Here is an 18698-nt window from a genome sequence, read left to right as displayed (position 1 = left end):
TGCCATGTTCCAGGCCGGCTTCATCCTAGCCCAGCTTCGCCAGCCTTTCGGCCATGTCATCGAACAGGGCGGGGCTGGCCGCGCCGATCAGGCCCGGTTCGAGATGGCGGTCAACCCGGTAGGGCGAGCCATCGGGCCGCGCCGCCCTGCCGCCCGCCTCGTTGAGAAACAGCACGCCCGCTGCATGGTCCCATGCAAGGGTTTTCTCGAACAGCGATACGTCGTTCGTGCCAAGCCCGATGCGGGGATACTGCTCTGCGGCGCAGCGGGGAATGTCCACCAGAGTGTAATGCGGGGCGATGTGTTGCATCAGCGCGGCACGCTTTGCCTTGTCGACGAAAACGAGCGAGATCGCCGCAATGGGCCTTTCCGCGCCGCTGGTGCGGGCTGAGAGCCGTTCGCCATTGATCCATGCCCCGTGCCCGCGATGTGCGGTGCACAGGCGACCAGACAGCGGATCATAGATCCACCCCGCGACGGTCTCGCCGCCTTCGGCAAGCGCAATCAGGATGCCGAAAGGCGGCTTGCCAACGGCAAAATTGTTCGTCCCGTCAAGCGGGTCGATGATCCAGCACAGACTGTCGGACAGGCGCGAAAGGATGGCGGGATCGGCATGGGCCGCTTCCTCGCCGACGATTGCCGCTTCGGGAATGATCCGCGCAAGACCTTCGGCAAGCATGGTCTCGCTTTCGGTGTCTGCAATGGTCACGACATCATCGGCGGCCTTGTTCGTTACCGCGCCTGAGCCAAGGCGCTGATAATGCTTGAGCAGCGTTCTTTCCGCCGTTTCGCGCATCAGGGCGCAAACGGCCGCATCGAGCGCTGCGCTCATGACCGGTAATCCGCGTTGATCGAGATGTAGCCATGCGTCAGATCGCAGGTCCAGACCGTCGCCTTGCCACTGCCCAGCCCCAGATCGACCTCGATCGAGATGTCCTGCCCCTTGAGATGGCGGGCAACGGGCGCCTCGTCATAATCGGGAACGGGCTGACCATCGCGCGCGGTCCAGATTCCGCCGAAGCCAATGGACAGCCGGTCGCGGTCGGCAGGCTCGCCCGCCTTGCCCACGGCCATGACGACGCGGCCCCAGTTGGCGTCTTCGCCTGCAATCGCGGTCTTCACGAGCGGCGAATTGGCGATGGCGAGGCCGACCTTGCGCGCGCTTTCATCCGAGACGGCGCCTGAAACGGTGATGGCTATGAACTTCTGCGCGCCCTCGCCATCGCGCACGACAAGGTGCGCAAGCTGGCGGCACACGTCCTCCAGCGCTGCGGCGAAGGCATCGGCTCCAGGCGAATCAAAGCCCGACAGCAGCGCATTCCCGGCCTTGCCGGTCGCGAAGGCCAGAACCGTGTCGCTCGTCGAGGTGTCGCTGTCGACCGTGATGCACGAGAACGTGCGCCGGTTGGCTGCCGAGAGGCATTCCTGAAGGAAAGCCGGGCTGACGGCCGCATCGGTGAAGATGTAGCCAAGCATCGTTGCCATATCGGGCGCGATCATGCCGCTGCCCTTGATGATGGCGCTGAAAGTCACGCGCACCTCGCCGATCATCGCGCTGGCCGATGCGCCCTTGGCGAAAGTATCGGTGGTGCCGATGGTGCGCGCGGCATCTTCCCAGGAGCAGGGCGGGGCGTGCAGCGCGGCTTCGACACCGGCCTGCGCCTTGTCCTTGGGCAGCGGCACGCCGATCACACCTGTTGAGGACACGAAAACCTCGTCGCGCGGGCAGGCAAGGTGCGTTGCCACCTGGTCCATGATCTGCTCCACCGCCTCGCGTCCACGATACCCGGTGAAGGCATTGGAATTGCCCGCGTTGACCACCAGAGCGCGGGCGCGGCCCTGCGCGATGTTGGTGCGGCCAAGTTCGACCTCGGAAGAGCAGCACAGGTTGCGGGTGAAGACCCCGGCAACGGCAGTGCCTTCGGCCAATTCGACATAAGTCAGGTCGCAGCGGCCCCAGTCCTTGTATCCCGCGCGCGCAATGCGCGGCGTGACACCGGCAATCGGCGCCAGAGGAGGAAAGGGCGTGGCGAGCGGGGAGACGGCGTCTGACATGGCTCATGCGCCTAGCGCGCGGGCGAAGCGGCTTCAACTGCCTGCTGAACCGGCAGGCCGATTGTTTTCGTGATGGACGAACCGGCGCATAATGCCTATCTCGCTTGCCGATGCGCCTTCTGCTTGCTCTTCTGGCCGTGCTGACCGGACTATCGCTGCCCGATGTGGCGGTGGCCTTCTCGCGCGCGGAAGTGGCAGAAAGCGGCGCTGCGGCTCAGGCCGCGCAAACGGTCGAGCAACGCCAGCAGCGCTGTGCCGCGCGCACCGGCACCCTTGCGCAGCCTTGCCGCAAGGTCCGCCGAACGATCTGGCTTCCGCTGCCGGCTCTCACCCCGGTCCGCACCGTCGAGCTGAGTGACCGCGCCCGCGAATAGGGCTGCGCACAGGTTCCCCTTTCCGGTGGCAGCCGTGCCTGCCGCATGGCCGCGCCGCATCTGCGCGGCTCTCTACCCCGCATTGATTCCACAGGATGATTTCGCCCATGTTCGGCTCCATCGCAAAAGCTATCTTCGGTTCCTCCAACGACCGCTACGTAAAGTCGCTCGACAAGATCGTGCGCCAGATCGCCGCATTCGAACCCCGGATGCAGGCACTTTCCGACGAGGAACTGGCTGCGCAGACGCCCAGATTCCGCCAGATGCTGGCCGAAGGCGCGACGCTCGACGACATTCTGCCCGAAGCCTTTGCCACCGTGCGCGAGGCTTCGGTGCGCACGCTGGGGATGCGCCACTTCGATGTGCAGATGATCGGCGGCATCGTGCTGCATCGCGGCGAGATCGCCGAAATGCGCACGGGCGAGGGCAAGACACTGGTGGCGACGCTGGCGGTCTATCTCAACGCACTTGAGGGCAAGGGTGTGCATGTGGTCACCGTGAACGACTACCTTGCCCGCCGCGACGCCGAGACCATGGGCGTGCTTTACAAGTTCCTGGGGCTGACGGTGGGCGTGATCGTGCCCAACCTTGGCGAGGAGCAGCGGCGCGAAGCCTATAACTCGGACATTACCTACGCAACGAACAACGAACTCGGCTTCGATTATCTGCGCGACAACATGAAGCATTCGCGCGAACACATGGTGCATCGCCCGTTCAATTTCGCCATCGTCGACGAAGTGGACTCGATCCTGATCGACGAGGCGCGCACCCCGCTCATCATCTCCGGGCCGACCGACGACAAGAGCGAGCTTTACGTTTCGGTGGATGCCATCGTGAAGCAGATAAGCCCTGATCTTTACGAGGCGGACGAGAAGACCAAGAACATCACCCTGACCGAAGACGGCGTGGAATGGGTAGAGCGCGCGCTGGAAGAGGCCGGATTGCTGGTCGGCTCGAACCTCTACGATGTCGAGAACACGATGGTGGTCCACCATCTGGATCAGGCGCTCAAGGCCAATGTCATGTTCAAGCGTGACACCGACTATATCGTCAAGGACGACAAGGTCATCATCATCGACGAGTTCACCGGGCGGATGATGGACGGGCGGCGCTGGTCGAACGGCCTGCATCAGGCGGTAGAGGCCAAGGAAGGCGTGCGGATCGAGCCGGAAAACCAGACCATGGCCTCGATCACTTTCCAGAACTACTTCCGCATGTATCCCAAGCTGGCTGGCATGACCGGGACGGCTGCCACCGAAGCGGCCGAGTTCTTCGACATCTACAAGATGAATGTCGTCTCGATCCCGACCAACGTGCCCGTTCAGCGGGTGGACGAGGAAGACGAGTTCTACAAGAACACGCTGGACAAGTTTGCGGCGATTGCCCGTCTGATCCGCGAAAGGCACGAGAAGGGGCAGCCCGTGCTGGTCGGCACGGTTTCGATCGAGAAATCGGAGCTGCTTTCCGAGTTTCTGCGCAAGGAAGGGGTTAAGCACAATGTGCTGAATGCTCGCTTCCACGAGATGGAAGCCCACATCGTGGCGCAGGCCGGGCGGCTCGGCGCGGTGACGATCGCCACCAACATGGCAGGCCGCGGCACCGACATCCAGCTTGGCGGCAATGTCGAGTTCCGCATCGAGGACGAATTGCGCGATCTTCCCGATGGGCCTGAGCGCGAGGCGGGAATCGCACGGATCAAGGCCGAGGTGGCCGCAGAGAAGCAGCAGGTTCTTGCCGCGGGCGGGCTGTGCGTGATCGGCACCGAACGCCATGAAAGCCGCCGGATCGACAACCAGTTGCGCGGGCGTTCCGGGCGTCAGGGCGATCCCGGCATGAGCAAGTTCTATCTCTGCCTTGAGGACGATCTGCTGCGCATCTTCGGGCCGGATACTCTGTTCGCCAAGATGATGAACAACAACCTTGCCGATGGCGAGGCGATCGGTTCCAAGTGGCTCTCGAAGGCGATCGAGACAGCGCAGAAGAAGGTCGAGGCGCGCAACTACGACATTCGCAAGCAGGTCGTCGAATACGACGACGTGATGAACGACCAGCGCAAGGTCATCTACGAGCAGCGTGCGGACATCATGGACGCCGAGGCGGTGGGCGACGTTGTGACCGACATGCGCCACGATACCGTGAACGCGATTGTTGCCGATGCCTGCCCGCCGGGTTCCTATCCGGAACAGTGGAACATCGAGGGTCTGAAGGCGCGCGTAGCCGAAGTGCTCGGCATGGAAGTGCCCCTCGATGAATGGATGCAGGAAGAGGCGATCGAGCCGGAACTGATCGAGGAACGCATCCAGACCATGGCTGATGCGAAGATGGATGCCAAAGTGGTCGAAGTCGATGCCAATGCCTGGCGCAGTCTGGAAAAGTCGATCCTGCTGGAGCGGCTCGACCATCACTGGAAGGAGCACCTCGCCACGCTGGATGCGCTGCGTCAGGTGGTGTTCCTGCGCGCCTATGCGCAGAAGACCCCGATCAATGAATACAAGCAGGAAGCCTTCGGCCTGTTCGAACGAATGCTGGAGGCGATCCGCGAAGACGTGACGCGCATCCTGATGACGAGCGAGATCAGGCTGCGTCCTATGGACGATTTCCAGCTTCCCGAACTGCCGGACTTTCTCACCAGCCATATCGATCCCTTCACCGGAGAGAATGATGCGGTTCCGGCCGAAGGACCGCTCCCCTCAGCCGGTCTGTTCGGAACGCTGCCGCCCTCGGCCGGGGGCACGCTGGTTGCCGGGGATGCGGCTGCGGCGGCGCTGGCAGGCGGCGATCCCTATGCGGGGCAGGGCATCAGCCGCAATGCGCCCTGCCCATGCGGTTCGGGCCGGAAATACAAGCATTGTCACGGCGTGGTGGCCTGATCGCTCAATAACCTTGCGAGAGCCGGCGTGGGGCGGCGGGCGCCTGCCCGCCGGTTGGTCCCATTGCGTGCAAAAGCCTGTCTGAAATTAACCAGCATTTTTCCGGATCGTTGCTGGCGCGGATTGCAGCAATGATGCGACAGGACTAGTGTCCTGCCATAAAAGAAAACGGGAACGGGCCGCCTCACGAAATTGCCGATTGGGGGCGAGTGATAATGGGTTTGGAGTTTCCGGGCACTATGCGTCTGCTGCGGCGCGGGGTTGGCGCTGCCGGCGTGGCCTTGCTTGCTGCGGCATCGGCTGCATCGGCGCAGGGCCTGACGGGGCAGGCCATCAGCCCGCCATCGCGCGATGATCTTCGCGGCGTGACCACACAGGCGCCCCCGCCTGCGGCGCGTCTTTCGATCAAGGGCGGGATCGAGCGGTCGCCCTGTCCGCTCGATGATCCGCAGTATGCCGACATCAAGGTGACGTTGCGCGAGGTCATGTTCAACGGCCTCAAGGAACTCGCGCCCGCCGCGCTGGCCGATGCGTGGACTTCGCTCGCCGGAACGCCGCAGCCGATTTCGGTCCTTTGCGAAATCCGCGATGCGGCAGGCACCATCCTGCGCAACCGGGGCTATCTGGCTGCGGTGCAGGTGCCTACCCAGAAGATCGAGGACGGCAAGGTGCGCATGGAGGTGATCTATGCGCGCATTGCCGCCGTGCGGGCGCGCGGCGAAACGCGCGGCGTCGAACGCAAGCTGGAACAGTATCTTTCCGCATTGACCCGCGAAGAGGTGTTCAACCAGCAGCGCGCCGAGCGCTATCTGCTGCTGGCCCGCGATCTTCCCGGATACAATGTCCAGCTTACGCTCAAGCCAACGGGAACGGCCGCCGGCGAACTGGTAGCCGAAGTCAGCGTGGTGCGCGATCCGTTTGCGCTCGACCTCACGGTGCAGAACCTTGCCGCACAGGCAACGGGGCGGTTTGGCGGGCAGGCGCGCGCGCAGTTCTTCGGGCTGACCGGGATGGGCGATGCAACCGCAATCTCCTATTACGCGACGTCCGATTTCAGCGAACAGCATATCCTTCAGGGTTCGCACGAGTTTCGGCCCGGTTCGCACGGGCTGGTGGTGGGCGGACAGCTTACCTATGCCTGGACAAGGCCGAGCATTGCCGGTCTGCCTGCGAATGTGACGCTTGATGCGCGCACGCTCTATGCCGGGATCTATGCGCGCTATCCGCTTGAACGCTCGCTCGCGCGCAATCTCTGGCTCAGTGGCGGTTTCGATCTGGTCAATCAGGAGGTTGACCTGATCGGACCGCTCACGCGTGATCGCATCCGCGTGGCGTGGGGCCGGCTTGATCTTGACGCTATCGACACGCGCCATGCCCGTCCGCAATGGCGCCTCGCGTCATCGCTGGAGTTGCGGCAGGGCCTTTCCGTGCTCGACGCCACGCAAGGATGCGTGGGGGCAGGCTGCGCGGCGATTGTTCCGACAAGCCGTTTTGACGGCTCGGCGCGCGCCACGGTGCTGCGCTGGCAGGGCGAATATGAACGTTCGCTCGGTGATGTTTCTTTCCTGCTGGCACCGCGCGGACAGTATGCGTTCAGGCCCCTGTTCGCTTTCGAGGAGTTTTCCGCCGGCAACTTCACGGTCGGGCGCGGATACGATCCGGGTGAACTGATCGGCGACAGCGCCGTGGGCGGCACGGTTGAACTGCGCGGGCCGCGCCTTGCGCTGGCATCGCGCGGGCGGCTGCGGGTCCAGCCCTTTGTCTTTGCAGATGCGGCATGGGTCTGGAACAAGGGGCTTGCCGGTTCGCAGCGGCTGACATCGGCAGGCGGCGGAGTCCGGGGTGAACTGGCCAGCGGCCTGCGGCTGGACGCCACGCTTGCCGTGCCGCTGGAGAGTGCCGGGCTTCAGGGGCGCAAGCCCGATCCCCGTTTTCTGGTTTCGCTGACGACACGGCTGGTGCCGTGGAGGAGCTTCTGATGCGCGCCCTTCTTCCTCTCACCCGTTCGCAGCTTCTTTCGGCATCGGGCCTTGCGCTGGCGACGGCGCTGGTAGCCGCTGGTCCGGCGATCCGGGCGCAGTCCTTTCAGGCAACGCCGACGGCGACCTTCGGGTCGGTTACGATTGATACGGGCCCGACGACGACAGCGATCACGGTTTCCGGCCCAAGCGCGGTCATCAACTGGACACCGACCGACAGCGCGCCGACAGGCGGGCCGATCATCTTCCAGACTTCGGGGACGACCGCGACCTTCAGCAACGGGGTGAGCGGCCCTGCCGACTTTGCCGTGCTCAACCGCATCATCCCGACCGGTTCGAACCGGCCGATCCAGTTCAACGGCGAGGTGATTTCCCAGATTCAAAGTGCCGTGGCCGGACCGCGGCCGGGCGGGACGGTGTTCTTCTACAGCCCCGGCGGCATTCTCATCGGCTCGTCGGCAATCTTCAATGTTGGCAATCTCGTCTTGACGACTTCCGACCTCGGCTTCGATGCGGCGGGCAATTTCGACACGAACGGATCGTATGTGTTCCAGCCCGCCACGGTGCCGGGATCGCGCATTTCCGTGACGAACGGGGCGCAGATCACTGCGTCGCAGGATGGCTCCTATCTGGCGCTGGTTGCGCCGAACATCGAGAACAATGGACGGATCGAGGTTAACGGTTCGGCGGCACTGGTGGCGGCCGATGCAGCAACCATGACCTTCTCGCCCAGCGGCCTGTTCGACATAGAGGTTACATCGGGCAGCAGTTCGTCGGGCCTTGCCATTCTCAATACGGGAACGATCACGGGGCCGGCGGCATCGGGCATCAATGTCCACCGCATCTATATGGTCGCTGTGCCCAAGAACGATGCGCTGACCATGGCCATCGGCGCGGGCAGTTCGCTTGGCTTCGACATTGCCGGGGCGGCTGATGTCGATGGCAATGCCATCGTCCTTTCGGCTGGGCGTGACGTGATTGGCGGGAACGTGCAGTTCGGCGCGTCTCCAGGCGGTGGCACAGGTTCCGCCAATATTATCGGCAGCGACAGCTTCATCTCCTCCGCGCTTGAGGCGCAGGCCACGGGCGGGATTCAGTTCGGTGCGCAAACCCCTGATGGGCTGATCTTCGCTTCGGATGTGTTTCTGCGATCAACCGGTGGCAGCTCGATTCTCTTCGCACAAGGCACCGGTTTCGTAAATGTGGCCGGCAACCTCCAATTGCGGGGCGACGTCTTCGGAACAAATGCCGCGAACCCCGCCGTGGCAGTAGGAGCGGATCTGCTGGCGCTGGATGGCGGCACCATAACCATTGCGGGAAGCGCGCTTCTGAGTGCAAGCGCGGTCGGCGGCTTCACGCTCCAGCCCGATACCTCAGGCGGAGACGGGATCGGCGGACTTGCCCGCATCGAGGCATTCAACGGCAGCAGCATCACGATCGGGGGCGATGCCATCCTTCAGGCTTTCGGCGAAGGTGGCGGTTCGCAGGTTGGCGATGCGGGCGGCGGTTCCGGCTTCGGCGGCATTGCCCGCGTGACGGCGGGCGGCCCTCAGGCATCGCTCATCTCGATCGGCGGTTCGCTGGAAACGGATACATCAGGCTATGGCGCGGCAGGAACGGGTTGCGTTTCCTGCCTGACTGATGGCGGCAGCGGCATTGGCGGGCAGACCCGGATCGAGGCGAACAGTGCCTCGACCATCACGATCGACAACACGATGCGCCTGAAAAGCCGTGGCGACGGAGCGGGCGGACGCACAGGACCGGGTGGCGAGGGCCGCGGGGGCGCGGCAAACATGCTCGCAACCAGCGGCGCCAACCTGCGGCTTGGCCCGGTGGTCGTCGATGTTTCCGCGGTTGGCGGGACAAGCGAAACCCTTGGCGGCAATGCGACCGGCGGACAGGTCAATATATCCAGCACGGGCGCCGATGGCGGCGGCATTCGCATGTTCGAGGCGATCAACATATTCGCCAATGCCACCGCTGGCGTTGGCGATGAGCCGGGCGGCATTGGCGGTGCGGCCGAAGGCGGGCAGGTTCTGATCAGCGTGCAGGACACCACAAGGTTCGACATGCGCGGAAGCCTTCGGGCCAATGCCGATGCCTTCACGACCTTCGGCTATGGCGGGGTCGGCGAAGCCGTTGGCGGGCGCGTGACGGTTGAAACCCGCAATGGCGGCGAACTGGACGTGTTCCAGAACCTCGAACTGGCGGCCGACGCGCGCGGCGGCATAGCCTTTGGCGGGTTGACCGCTGGAAACGCAAGAGGCGGCAGCACCGAGGTTTTGGCCCAAGGCGGCACGATAACGGTTCAGTCAGGCAGCCTATTGAGCGCCAACGGCACTGGCGGGGACCAGTTCGAGGGTGGCAACGGCGGCGCGGGGAGGGGCGGTCTTGCGAGGGTTGCCACCGGGATCGGCGGCAGCATCGCCTTCGCAAACGCGCTCACCGTGCAGGCGAACGGCACCGGGGGCGCGGGCCTTGGCGGGCCGGGTGGGGCCGGTGGGCTTGGCCTTGGCGGTGAAGCGCGCGTTGCCCTTGCCGGCGGCGAGATGACCGCATCGGCCTCGCTCGAAGTGCTGGCAAACGGCTTTGGCGGACGGGGTTTTGCTTCAGGCGGCACCGGCGAAGGAGGCCGCACTCTTGTCGACATAGCGGGCGCGAACCTTCTGGCATCGGGTATTACCACGTTTGCTGCGGTTGGTGTGGGCGGTGAAACGGGCTTCAGCATTCCCACAGGAACTGCCGGACAGGGCAAGGGCGGCACTGTCAGTCTGAGCGCGGACCTCAGCAGCGTGGTGCTGGGCGCTTTGGCGGGCGTCACCTTTGACGCCAGCGGCGTGGCAGGCACGGGGCTTGCGCCGGGCAATGCTCAAGGTGGTGTGGTTTCGATCAGGGCGGACGCCGCCACGATCACGACACCCGGAGAAATGCGGGTTCTTGCGGAGGGTGCGGGCAGCGGCGGCGGATTCGGTCAGGGTGATGGGGGCATTGGTGCTGGAGGCAGCATCTTCCTTACCGCGAGCGGGGATGCACGCGCGGAAAGCGTGATCGATGCCGCCGGCATGCTGCTGAGCGCGAACGGATTTGGCGGCAATGGCGCAAGCAACGGTTTTGGCAGTGCCGCCGCAGGCAATGGCGGCACAGGGCTGGGCGGCCTCGTCCGGCTGAACACCGCACCCGATGGTGGCAGCATTCGCACCGATGGGCTTGAAGTTTCGGCCAAGGGCTTTGGCGGTGCAGGCGGGTTGGGCGACACTGGACCCGTCGCAGGCGAGAGCGGCGGCAACGGCGGCGGTGCGCAGGGCGGCCAGATCATTTTCGGCGCAGTGCGGGGTAACGGCACGGCGGCAGGCGGGCACCGGTTCGGTTCCGTGCTGGCTGATGCCGGTGCCATAGGCGGGGCTGGTGGCGATGGCGGCCCCGGACAGTCCTTCGGTGTGCCGGGCAGTGGCGGCAGTGCATCGGGCGGCACGATCGATCTGCAACTGGATGCCGGCTCCAGCACCATGGCAGTCGAGACGGCGCTGCGGTTGGAAGCGAATGGCCTTGGCGGATCGGCCGGCTTGTGCGAGGAAACCTGTGCGGCGGCCGGTGGTTCGGCACTGGGCGGCACGATCTTGCTGGGATCGGCAGGGCAGACTGCGGGCAATACCATTGATGCGCAGTCGATCACGCTTTCGGCGCGCGGGCAGGGCGGCAACAGTGCAGGTGCCGACGGTGGAGCAGGGCGCGGTGGGAGCATCACCGCGCAGCTTGGCAACGGTATAAGCCTTGACGCGGGAACGCTTGTTCTTGACGCAACCGGCCTTGGCGGCATCGATCCTGTCGGCTTTGCCGGGGGAGCCGGGCAGGGCGGCAATGCTCAGATCATTGCCGCTTCAGGGTCACAGATCGGCATTGACGGGGCGACAACGATCCTTGCCGATGGCGAAGGCGGTGCATCGGCCGTGCAGGGCGGCGCGGGAACCGGCGGCACTGCGCGCCTATTCAGTGGAGGAGGAACGATTGCACTGGGCGGCAACGCGCTCATCCGCGCGAACGGAACCGGCGGAAGCGCCGATGTCGACAGTCTGGGCAGTGCAGGTGGGGCTGGCACGGGTGGCACAGCCCTGCTCACGGTCGGCACGCCCACCGTGGACGGCAACAATGGCATTCTTACCGTAAGCGGGTCCGCGCAACTGATGGCGCAAGGCACTGGCGGTGCTGGCAATTCCGGAGGCACAGGCGCAGGTGGCTTCGTCGGCTCGTCGGCGCGGCAGGGGACGCTTGATCTGACCAGCCTTGAGGCATCGGCGGCAGGGTTCGGCGGCGCTGCCGGCGCGGGCGGCCCCGGTGGCGAAGGAAGAGGCGGCGAGATTCAGATATACGCCATCAGCAGCGTGAATGGTGCAGCCCTGGTGCAGATCGGTGCGCTGATTGCCGATGCAGGGGCAACCGGGGGCAGCGGGGGCGCACAGCCCAACCAGGGCGATCCCACCGATCCGGGCGGATCTGGCGGCAATGCTCTTGGCGGCAGCGTCGAGATCTTCGGCACCGCTGGCAATGGCAGGATGACCGTTGGCACGGTGGCGGCGAACGCGCTGGCAACAGGTGGCAATGGCGGCGATGCGCTTGATGGCAATGGCGGAACCGGCGGGATTGGCAGAGGCGGCACTATCCAGATGGGGCTAGCCAGTGGCGTTGACACCGGCACCCTCAACACGGGTTCAGCCAGCTATGGCCAGATCGAGGCGCTGGCATCGGCTACGGGCGGCAACGGCGGCGCGGGCAACGCGGCGAGCGGCCTGGGCGGCAATGGCGGCGCAGCCTTCGGCGGCGGTTCATTGCTGCTCGTGCGAGGTGCGCCGGTGACGATTGCTGCTGCTTCGACATTTGCCGCTGATGCGCAAGGAGGCAACGGCGGCGCGGGATCGGCAATTGGCAATGGCGGAGATGCTACGGTCAGCACCCTTCCCGCGCTCAGCCAGATTTCGGGGGCGAAGCTGGTTGTGACCAATCGCTTCAATCAGCCTGCCCAGACGGGGCGGCTTGATGCCAATGATCTCCTCTTCCGTGCCAGCGCAAACGCCGGGACGGGTGCCGTCAGCGGTGTCACGGGCATTGCCCAGGGTGCACTGGCCCTGCTTGTGAGCAACAGCACCTTCAACGGAACCAACCTTACCATGGTGGCCGAGGCCGGATCGGTAGCGCCCGGTGCGAGCGTCGATACGATCGCAATGACCAACGGGACGGCAACGCTTTCCGGCAACCTGTCGGTTTCCTCGCCGAACAGTCTGTCGCTCACGCTCGACCAGTCGGCGCTTACCGCTCGCAATGTTGAGATAACGGCAGGCAACTGGGTTCTTGCCGATCCGGCCCCGGCAACGCTTGGCACCTTGCGCGGGACCGACAGCCTGACCCTCCTTTCGGGCGGTGATCTGGCAGGACATGCCAACCTTCAGTCGGGCGGCAATCTTGAGCTTGTTGCAAACGGACTTATCCAGTTCGGCAGCCTGAGCAGCCCCGGCAGGATCCTCGTCAGGGCGGGTGGCCGTGCCACGCTTGATGATGTGACCGCGGGGGATCTGATCGACATTTCCGCAGCAGGGCCAGTCGTCGCGCGCAATCTCGATGCGGTATCTTCGGTCTCGGTGAGCAGCGACGGCAACATAACCCTTGGGCGTGTGACGGCGGGACAATCGCCAACCTCGTTACCGGCGGCCGGCACAATCTTCTTATCCGCCGGGTCAAGCGCGCAAACGGGCGATCTTGCGGCGTCGTCAGATGTTGCCGTGCTGGCACAGCAGAACCTTCTGACTGGCCAGATTACCGGCGCAGATACCCTGTTGCTGGCAGGAAACAGCATTACTGCATCCCGGATGGGTGCAACCGGGCGCGTGCTCATGGCGAACCGGTCGATGGTGCCGCCGCCCAATCCTGCGCTGCCGAACAACGGTTTCGACAAGGACCAGATATTCGCCGCAGCGCCGGTCGCCACATCCGGCGCCGTGGCCGTGGCCCAGCCATCGAGTGCGTCCTTGCTGCGCGTCTATGCGGGGACAACCGCAACGCTTGAGGCATTCGATGCCGCGCAAGGCATTGGCGTTGTCAGCGGCGGGAACGGCACCTTTGGTGCCCTGTCGAGCGCGAACGGCAACATCGAACTTTTCTCCCGCGCAGGAGGGATCACCCTTGCCGGGGCGAGTGCCGGCCTGAACGTCCTGGCCAGCGGCAGCGGCGCGCTGGATCTCGGCACGATTGCGGCGCAGGAGGTGGCCTTGCTCTCGGGCGGCAACGTTCGCGTTGCGGGCGTGACGGCGGGTGCGGTGTTCAACGCGTCAAGCGGGGCGCTGGTCAATGCTACCGGACGCTTGCTGGTTGGCAACGCCTCGATGCTGGGAGCAGGCATCATGCCCGGATCGGTGAATTATGGCACCCTTCTGGCGGCAACGCCGGTTGCCACCGCAGGGACGATCACGATTACCGATTCTGCCGCAGCCCGGCGGATCGCGACGGCCTCTGTCGGAGCCATGTCGGGCGGACTGCTGACCGCATTCGAACGGATCGACGTTGCGACGGCAGCAACGGCAACCGTTGCGCGGCGCTGGACGGCGCCTGCGCTGCGCATCGTCTCTGCCGATATCGCCATAACCGACAATGGTGCCAGCGCACAGGGACCGTCGGGAATCCGCACCGCGGATGGCGGCTCTGTCGAACTCATATCGAGCGCGACCGGCCCGGTTCTGCTGGGCGATGGCCTCAGCGGTTCAGGCTATGCCCTTTCGAATGGCGAGTTCGGACTGATATCGGCCGGACGGCTGACGATTGCCGCACCGGACAACGCGGCGAATGCCATCGACATGCAGGTAGGCCGTCTTGATGTGACCGCGGGCGGCGCCGCAGGAACCAGCAATCTGGCGGGAGCAAGCGGCACCCTGATTCTTGCTACCGGCAATGCCGCCACGCAGACCGCGGGCGGAAGCATCCGTGTGACGGGTGCCATCAACGGCACGGGCTTTGGTGCGGGCAACATTCTGGAGTTCTCCACGGGCCGCTTCGAGCTGGATGCCGCAAGCGGGTTGATTTCGCTGGCCTCGACCGGAACCACGCTTGGCGGAATCGTCGAGATCAACGCGGCCAACATCCACGTCGCCGCGCCCGACATCCTCACCCGATTGGCCGCCGATCCGCTCTATGCCGGGCGCATCGCCGATCTGAATGCGCCGGCGGCAGTGCAGCGGCCGGAAGGTGTATTGCGGGCGCTTGGACTTGATCTCTATCCCACCGGAACGCTCTATATCCAGAACACCGGAACCGCGCTCAACCCTGCTGGCTTCTTTGCCGACATCGCATTTTCCGATGTGACGCTGCCGGCAAATGCGACGCCGGGTTCGCTTTCGGTCATTATCAATGGTGCTTTCCAGACACCGACGGGAATCGTTGAAGGGCTTGCCGCGCACGATCTCATTCTGGACACTGCGGCAGACCTTTCCCAGCTTGCCGCTGACAGCCAGATCAACGGCTGCCTGTTCTCGGTGCCGGTCTGCCGCGTGGAAGGGGATGGGCCTGATGTCATCGGGGCGATCAGTGGACAGTTCCAGATCAACAATCTGGGCACGCTGGGCGATACCCCGCCCATGACGGGCGATCCCGACGGGTTGCTTGATGAAGAGGACGAGCAGGCGCTGGTTCAGGTGGCGGAAGGCGATGCGGCAGCCTCTGCGCCGATTGCCCCGCCAATGCCACTGGTGAACAGCGGCCCGCTGGATGCGCAGGCGCCGATCGAGCAGCCAGTGGCAGGCAGCGGCAATCCAGCGCTCATCGGTTCCGCATCGGGTGGCCGCGGCAATGAAGGAGATGGCCGGTGAGCGTTGAGCCTGGAACATCACGCGCGCAGCGTAGCCTCATGGGCTGGTTGCTGGCTGGGGTTGCGGTCGTTCTGGCCAGCGTCGGCCTTGGCGGACAGGTGCAGGCGGCAGACGGACAGAAGCAGCCGCTGTCGGTGCGTAATTCGTTTCGGGTGGGAAGCGCGGGCGTGATCTGCACCGCGCAGAATGCACCGCTCGACCAGCGCCTCGGCGGGATATTCGACCGGGGTTACCGCTTGTCCTGCCGCGATGCGGCAAGTGCGGTGGGCACATTGATTGCGGTCAAGCGCGATGTGGCGCTGCAAGCCGAGCCTAGCGGGTTTGCAGGCGTGGTGCTGGTTTGCGGTGACACGGGGGCCGCCACGATCCCGGCCATCGGCAGGGTCGCTGCCGCCCGCTGCCGGGATGAGACCGGAGCGATCGAATACCGGCGCTATGCCATGCGCAAGGGCGGCGTCACGTATCTGGTTGAAGGGCTGGCAGGCTATGACCCGGCCCTGAGGCTGGCGTTGGCCAGCGTGATCCGGGACGAGCCGGTTCCGGGTGAAATCCGCGTGGCCAGCACCGAGGTGAGCGATCCTGCCGCCTTCGCGCGCGTGCAGGCGGGGCAACTGGACCGGCTGGGCGTGCGCGATGAGGGATATCTGCGCAATAATGGCGGAAGGTTTGCCGAAGCATCCGAGTTCTTCGAGGCACTCGCCGCCAAGGACCGGCCCACCGGCGGGACGGGTCTTGTCGAGGCATTGGCCAATCAGGGGTTGCAGCAGTCAAACCTTGGCAATTTCACTGCTGCGGACCGGCTTTTCCATCAGGCTGCCGCAGGCATCGCGCGCGGTGATGGTCTCAACCAGCGCTTGCTGCGCAATTACCGCGCGATCAACGAACTGAACCAGCAGCGCCCTGACCGTGCCATCGAGGAGCTGAACAAACCGGTCAGCGCCATCGGTGATGCCTTCGACCGAACGAGCCTTGCCGCGGGCGTCATCAACCTGCCGCTGGCCGAGCAGATCAACCGCGAAAGCAGTGGGCTGAAGCGGCTTGGCGCGGTCGATCCCGGCCTTACCGACATTGAGCGGGGCGAGATTCTCGATGCGCAGGCCGAAGCGCTTGCGGCAACCGCGGCGCGGATGCAGCGCCGCTTCGACGATGCGATGGCCGGGTTTGATCGGGCGACAAGGCGGCTTGACGCCGTGCGCGATGGCCGTGTTGCCTCGACCGCTTGGCTGCGCTCGGAAATCGCGATCGAAATAGCCCTCGTTTCCGAAATACAGGGCCGCAAGGGCGATGCCGGCGCAGCCTTCGATCGCGCGATTGCCCTGCTGGAAGAATCGTTTCCGCAATCGCCGGTCCTTCTGGCAACGCAGGCGCGCAAGGCCGCATGGATGGGCCGAAATGGCGATGAAAGCGGCGCGGTTGCCCTCTTCGGCAAGGTTGTGAACGACAGCTTTGGTGTGCCGGACGCAGGCGTTACCTTGCGCGAACTGCTCAATCCCTACTTCGATCTGCTTTCCCGGCAAGGCGGTATGCGGAGCGCTTCCGCCATGTTTGCCGCGGCGCAGGTGCTGCAACGGCCCGGCGTGGCGCAGACGCAGGCAGTTCTGGCCCGCCAGATGTCCGAAGGAAACGACGAGGCGGCGGCGCTGTTCCGTCTCTCGCTTGCACGAAGCCGCGATATTGCGCGCGCCGAAGTTGCTGTGCAGCAGCTTGCCCTTGCCGCCGAGACCGACGCCCAGAAGGCGCCTGCGCTCAAGACTGCACAGGATAACCTTGCCTATCTGAAGCAGGAGCAGACCGCGCTGGTCAGCAAGCTTTCCGCTTATCCGCGCTACAGCGTGCTGGCACCCAGGGCCGTTGACATTGCCGAGTTGCAGGCGGCCCTCCTTCCCGGAGAAGGCTATTACAAGCTGATGATGGTGGGCGGGGCGAGTTACGGCCTGTTCATCACGCCCGATGATGCGCGGATTGTCGCTATCGCTGCAAGTCCTTCGGCTTTGGCCGAAACGGTAAGGGAACTGCGCGAGACGATCGTCAAGGTCGAAAACGGGCGGCAGGTGAACTATCCTTTCGATCTCCACACCTCGCGCAGCCTGTTCCGGACTGTATTCGGCGGGGTCGAGGATCTGCTTGGCAAGACGCGGCACCTCGTCTTTGAACCGGATGGCGCAATGCTCCAGTTGCCGCCCGGTGTGCTCGTGACCGATGACCGGGGCATTGCCGCATATGACAAGCGAATGGAAAGCCCCGACGGCGATCCCTTCGATTTTACCGGCATTGCGTGGCTTGCGCGAGGGCGTGAGGTTTCCATTGCGGTCAGCCCGCGCGGGTTCCTCGATATCCGCAAGCTGGCCCCTTCACGCGCGGCGCACAGCTATCTGGGTCTGGGCCAGAACGCGAAGCCCTCCGCCCGGCCGATCAGAGCCGCGGTGGCTGACGAATGCGACTGGCCTCTGGCCACATGGCGGAACCCGATTTCGGCGGCCGAACTGTTTCATGCACAGCAACGGCTGGGCAAGAGCGACAGCGTGGTCATGACCGACGCGGCCTTCAACGACAACGCCTTGCTGGCCAAAGCCGATCTTGACCAATACCGGATCGTGCATTTTGCAACGCACGGGCTGGTGACAGCGCCGCGTGCCGATTGTCCGGCCCGTCCGGCTCTGGTGACAAGTTTCGGCGATGGCGGATCGGACGGACTGCTGAGCTTCCGCGAGATCTTCGATCTGAGGCTGGATGCCGATCTCGTGATTCTTTCGGCCTGCGATACTGCCGGGGTTGCATCTGTTGCAGCAAGCCGCGAGGCCGGGGTGACGACCGGCGGCAACTATGCGCTTGACGGTCTCGTGCGCGCATTCGTGGGCGCGGGGGCACGGTCGGTGGTAGCCAGCCATTGGCCCGTGCCCGACGATTTCGACGCGACCAAGCGTCTTATCAGCGGGGTGATCGAAGCCGGCCCCGGCGAACCTCTTGCCGCTGGGCTTGAGCGCGCGCAGGAAAGGCTGATGGATGATCCCAACACGTCGCATCCCTTCTACTGGGCAGCATTCGTCATCGTGGGTGACGGAGCCAAGCCACTGGTGCCGGGCAGAACCGCCGGATTTTAAGCCCTTTACGTATCAGCCCGCAGGCGAGCCAGACGGCTGACTTGCGGGCTGAATGGCGCTTGCGGCCTGCCGTTCTGCCTTACTGACAGCAACCGGCTGGCGGAGAAGGCGCAATGTGGCTTGATCGTAACGTGCAACTTGCAGAGCAGCCGTGGAGCGCAACTGCCGGGCGCGCGGCCCCGGCAGTTCCTTGCGCCACTTATCGCCGCGGCGTTCTGCGCGCGAAGGTCGGGGTTCACATGCTCGATTGCCGCGAGGCGGTGATCGACTGTCCGGAAAACCCGCGTGAGGGAACGCTCGTGTGGCTTACGTTTCCGGGCATTGAAGGCCGCGCTGCCATGGTGCTGCATTCCGCGGGCTTTCGCGCGCGCCTGCGCTTTGTCGAGCCGTTTCACCCGGCCGTGATCGATGCTCTGGCCGCCGGAAGAATTGGCCGCATCCCCTAGGGTAGGCCGTTCGGCGCACCGCTTGC

The 18698-nt window shown here is 64.7% G+C and carries 8 protein-coding genes; 6 read left to right on the top strand and 2 right to left on the bottom strand.

Translation table 11 applies throughout. The annotated features are described in order from the left end of the window. Nucleotides 1–25: 25 nt before the first annotated feature. Nucleotides 26–832, bottom strand: coding sequence for an inositol monophosphatase family protein (locus DKM43_RS06755; RefSeq protein WP_109797665.1), 807 nt, complete (start codon nucleotides 830–832; stop codon nucleotides 26–28). Next, nucleotides 829–2055 carry a bifunctional glutamate N-acetyltransferase/amino-acid acetyltransferase ArgJ gene (argJ, locus tag DKM43_RS06750; RefSeq protein WP_109797664.1) on the bottom strand — a complete coding sequence of 409 codons (1227 nt, stop codon included), beginning with the start codon at nucleotides 2053–2055 and terminating at the stop codon, nucleotides 829–831. The genes DKM43_RS06755 and argJ overlap by 4 nt, the downstream gene beginning before the upstream one ends. A 110-nt stretch (nucleotides 2056–2165) precedes the next feature. On the opposite strand from argJ, the gene DKM43_RS06745 reads away from it, so the two are divergent. The 6 genes from DKM43_RS06745 to DKM43_RS06720 all read left to right on the top strand — a co-directional run bounded on the left by DKM43_RS06745 (nucleotide 2166) and on the right by DKM43_RS06720 (nucleotide 18672). Beyond that, nucleotides 2166–2429 (top strand): hypothetical protein, encoded by a 264-nt coding sequence (locus DKM43_RS06745; protein WP_109797663.1) that lies wholly within the window; start codon nucleotides 2166–2168, stop codon nucleotides 2427–2429. Between the two features lie 107 nt (nucleotides 2430–2536). Continuing rightward, nucleotides 2537–5299, top strand: coding sequence for a preprotein translocase subunit SecA (secA, locus tag DKM43_RS06740; RefSeq protein WP_109798053.1), 2763 nt, complete (start codon nucleotides 2537–2539; stop codon nucleotides 5297–5299). Between the two features lie 215 nt (nucleotides 5300–5514). Further along, nucleotides 5515–7278, top strand: a complete 1764-nt coding sequence (locus tag DKM43_RS06735; protein WP_236632426.1) for a ShlB/FhaC/HecB family hemolysin secretion/activation protein — start codon at nucleotides 5515–5517, stop codon at nucleotides 7276–7278. Next, nucleotides 7278–15125 carry a hypothetical protein gene (locus tag DKM43_RS06730; protein ID WP_145960480.1) on the top strand — a complete coding sequence of 2616 codons (7848 nt, stop codon included), beginning with the start codon at nucleotides 7278–7280 and terminating at the stop codon, nucleotides 15123–15125. The genes DKM43_RS06735 and DKM43_RS06730 overlap by 1 nt, the downstream gene beginning before the upstream one ends. After that, nucleotides 15122–18226 (top strand): CHAT domain-containing protein, encoded by a 3105-nt coding sequence (locus tag DKM43_RS06725; RefSeq protein ID WP_236632425.1) that lies wholly within the window; start codon nucleotides 15122–15124, stop codon nucleotides 18224–18226. Before DKM43_RS06730 ends, DKM43_RS06725 begins: the two co-directional genes overlap by 4 nt. Before the next feature lie 113 nt (nucleotides 18227–18339). Then, the gene (locus tag DKM43_RS06720) at nucleotides 18340–18672 is read left to right on the top strand and encodes a hypothetical protein (RefSeq protein ID WP_109797659.1); all 333 of its coding nucleotides are present in this window, start codon (nucleotides 18340–18342) and stop codon (nucleotides 18670–18672) included. The last annotated feature ends 26 nt before the right edge of the window (nucleotides 18673–18698 follow it).

This window comes from Novosphingobium meiothermophilum (genome assembly GCF_003171715.1).
In the GTDB taxonomy this organism is placed as follows: Bacteria; Pseudomonadota; Alphaproteobacteria; order Sphingomonadales; family Sphingomonadaceae; genus Novosphingobium; species Novosphingobium meiothermophilum.
This window is presented reverse-complemented; position numbering and strand designations above follow the sequence as displayed.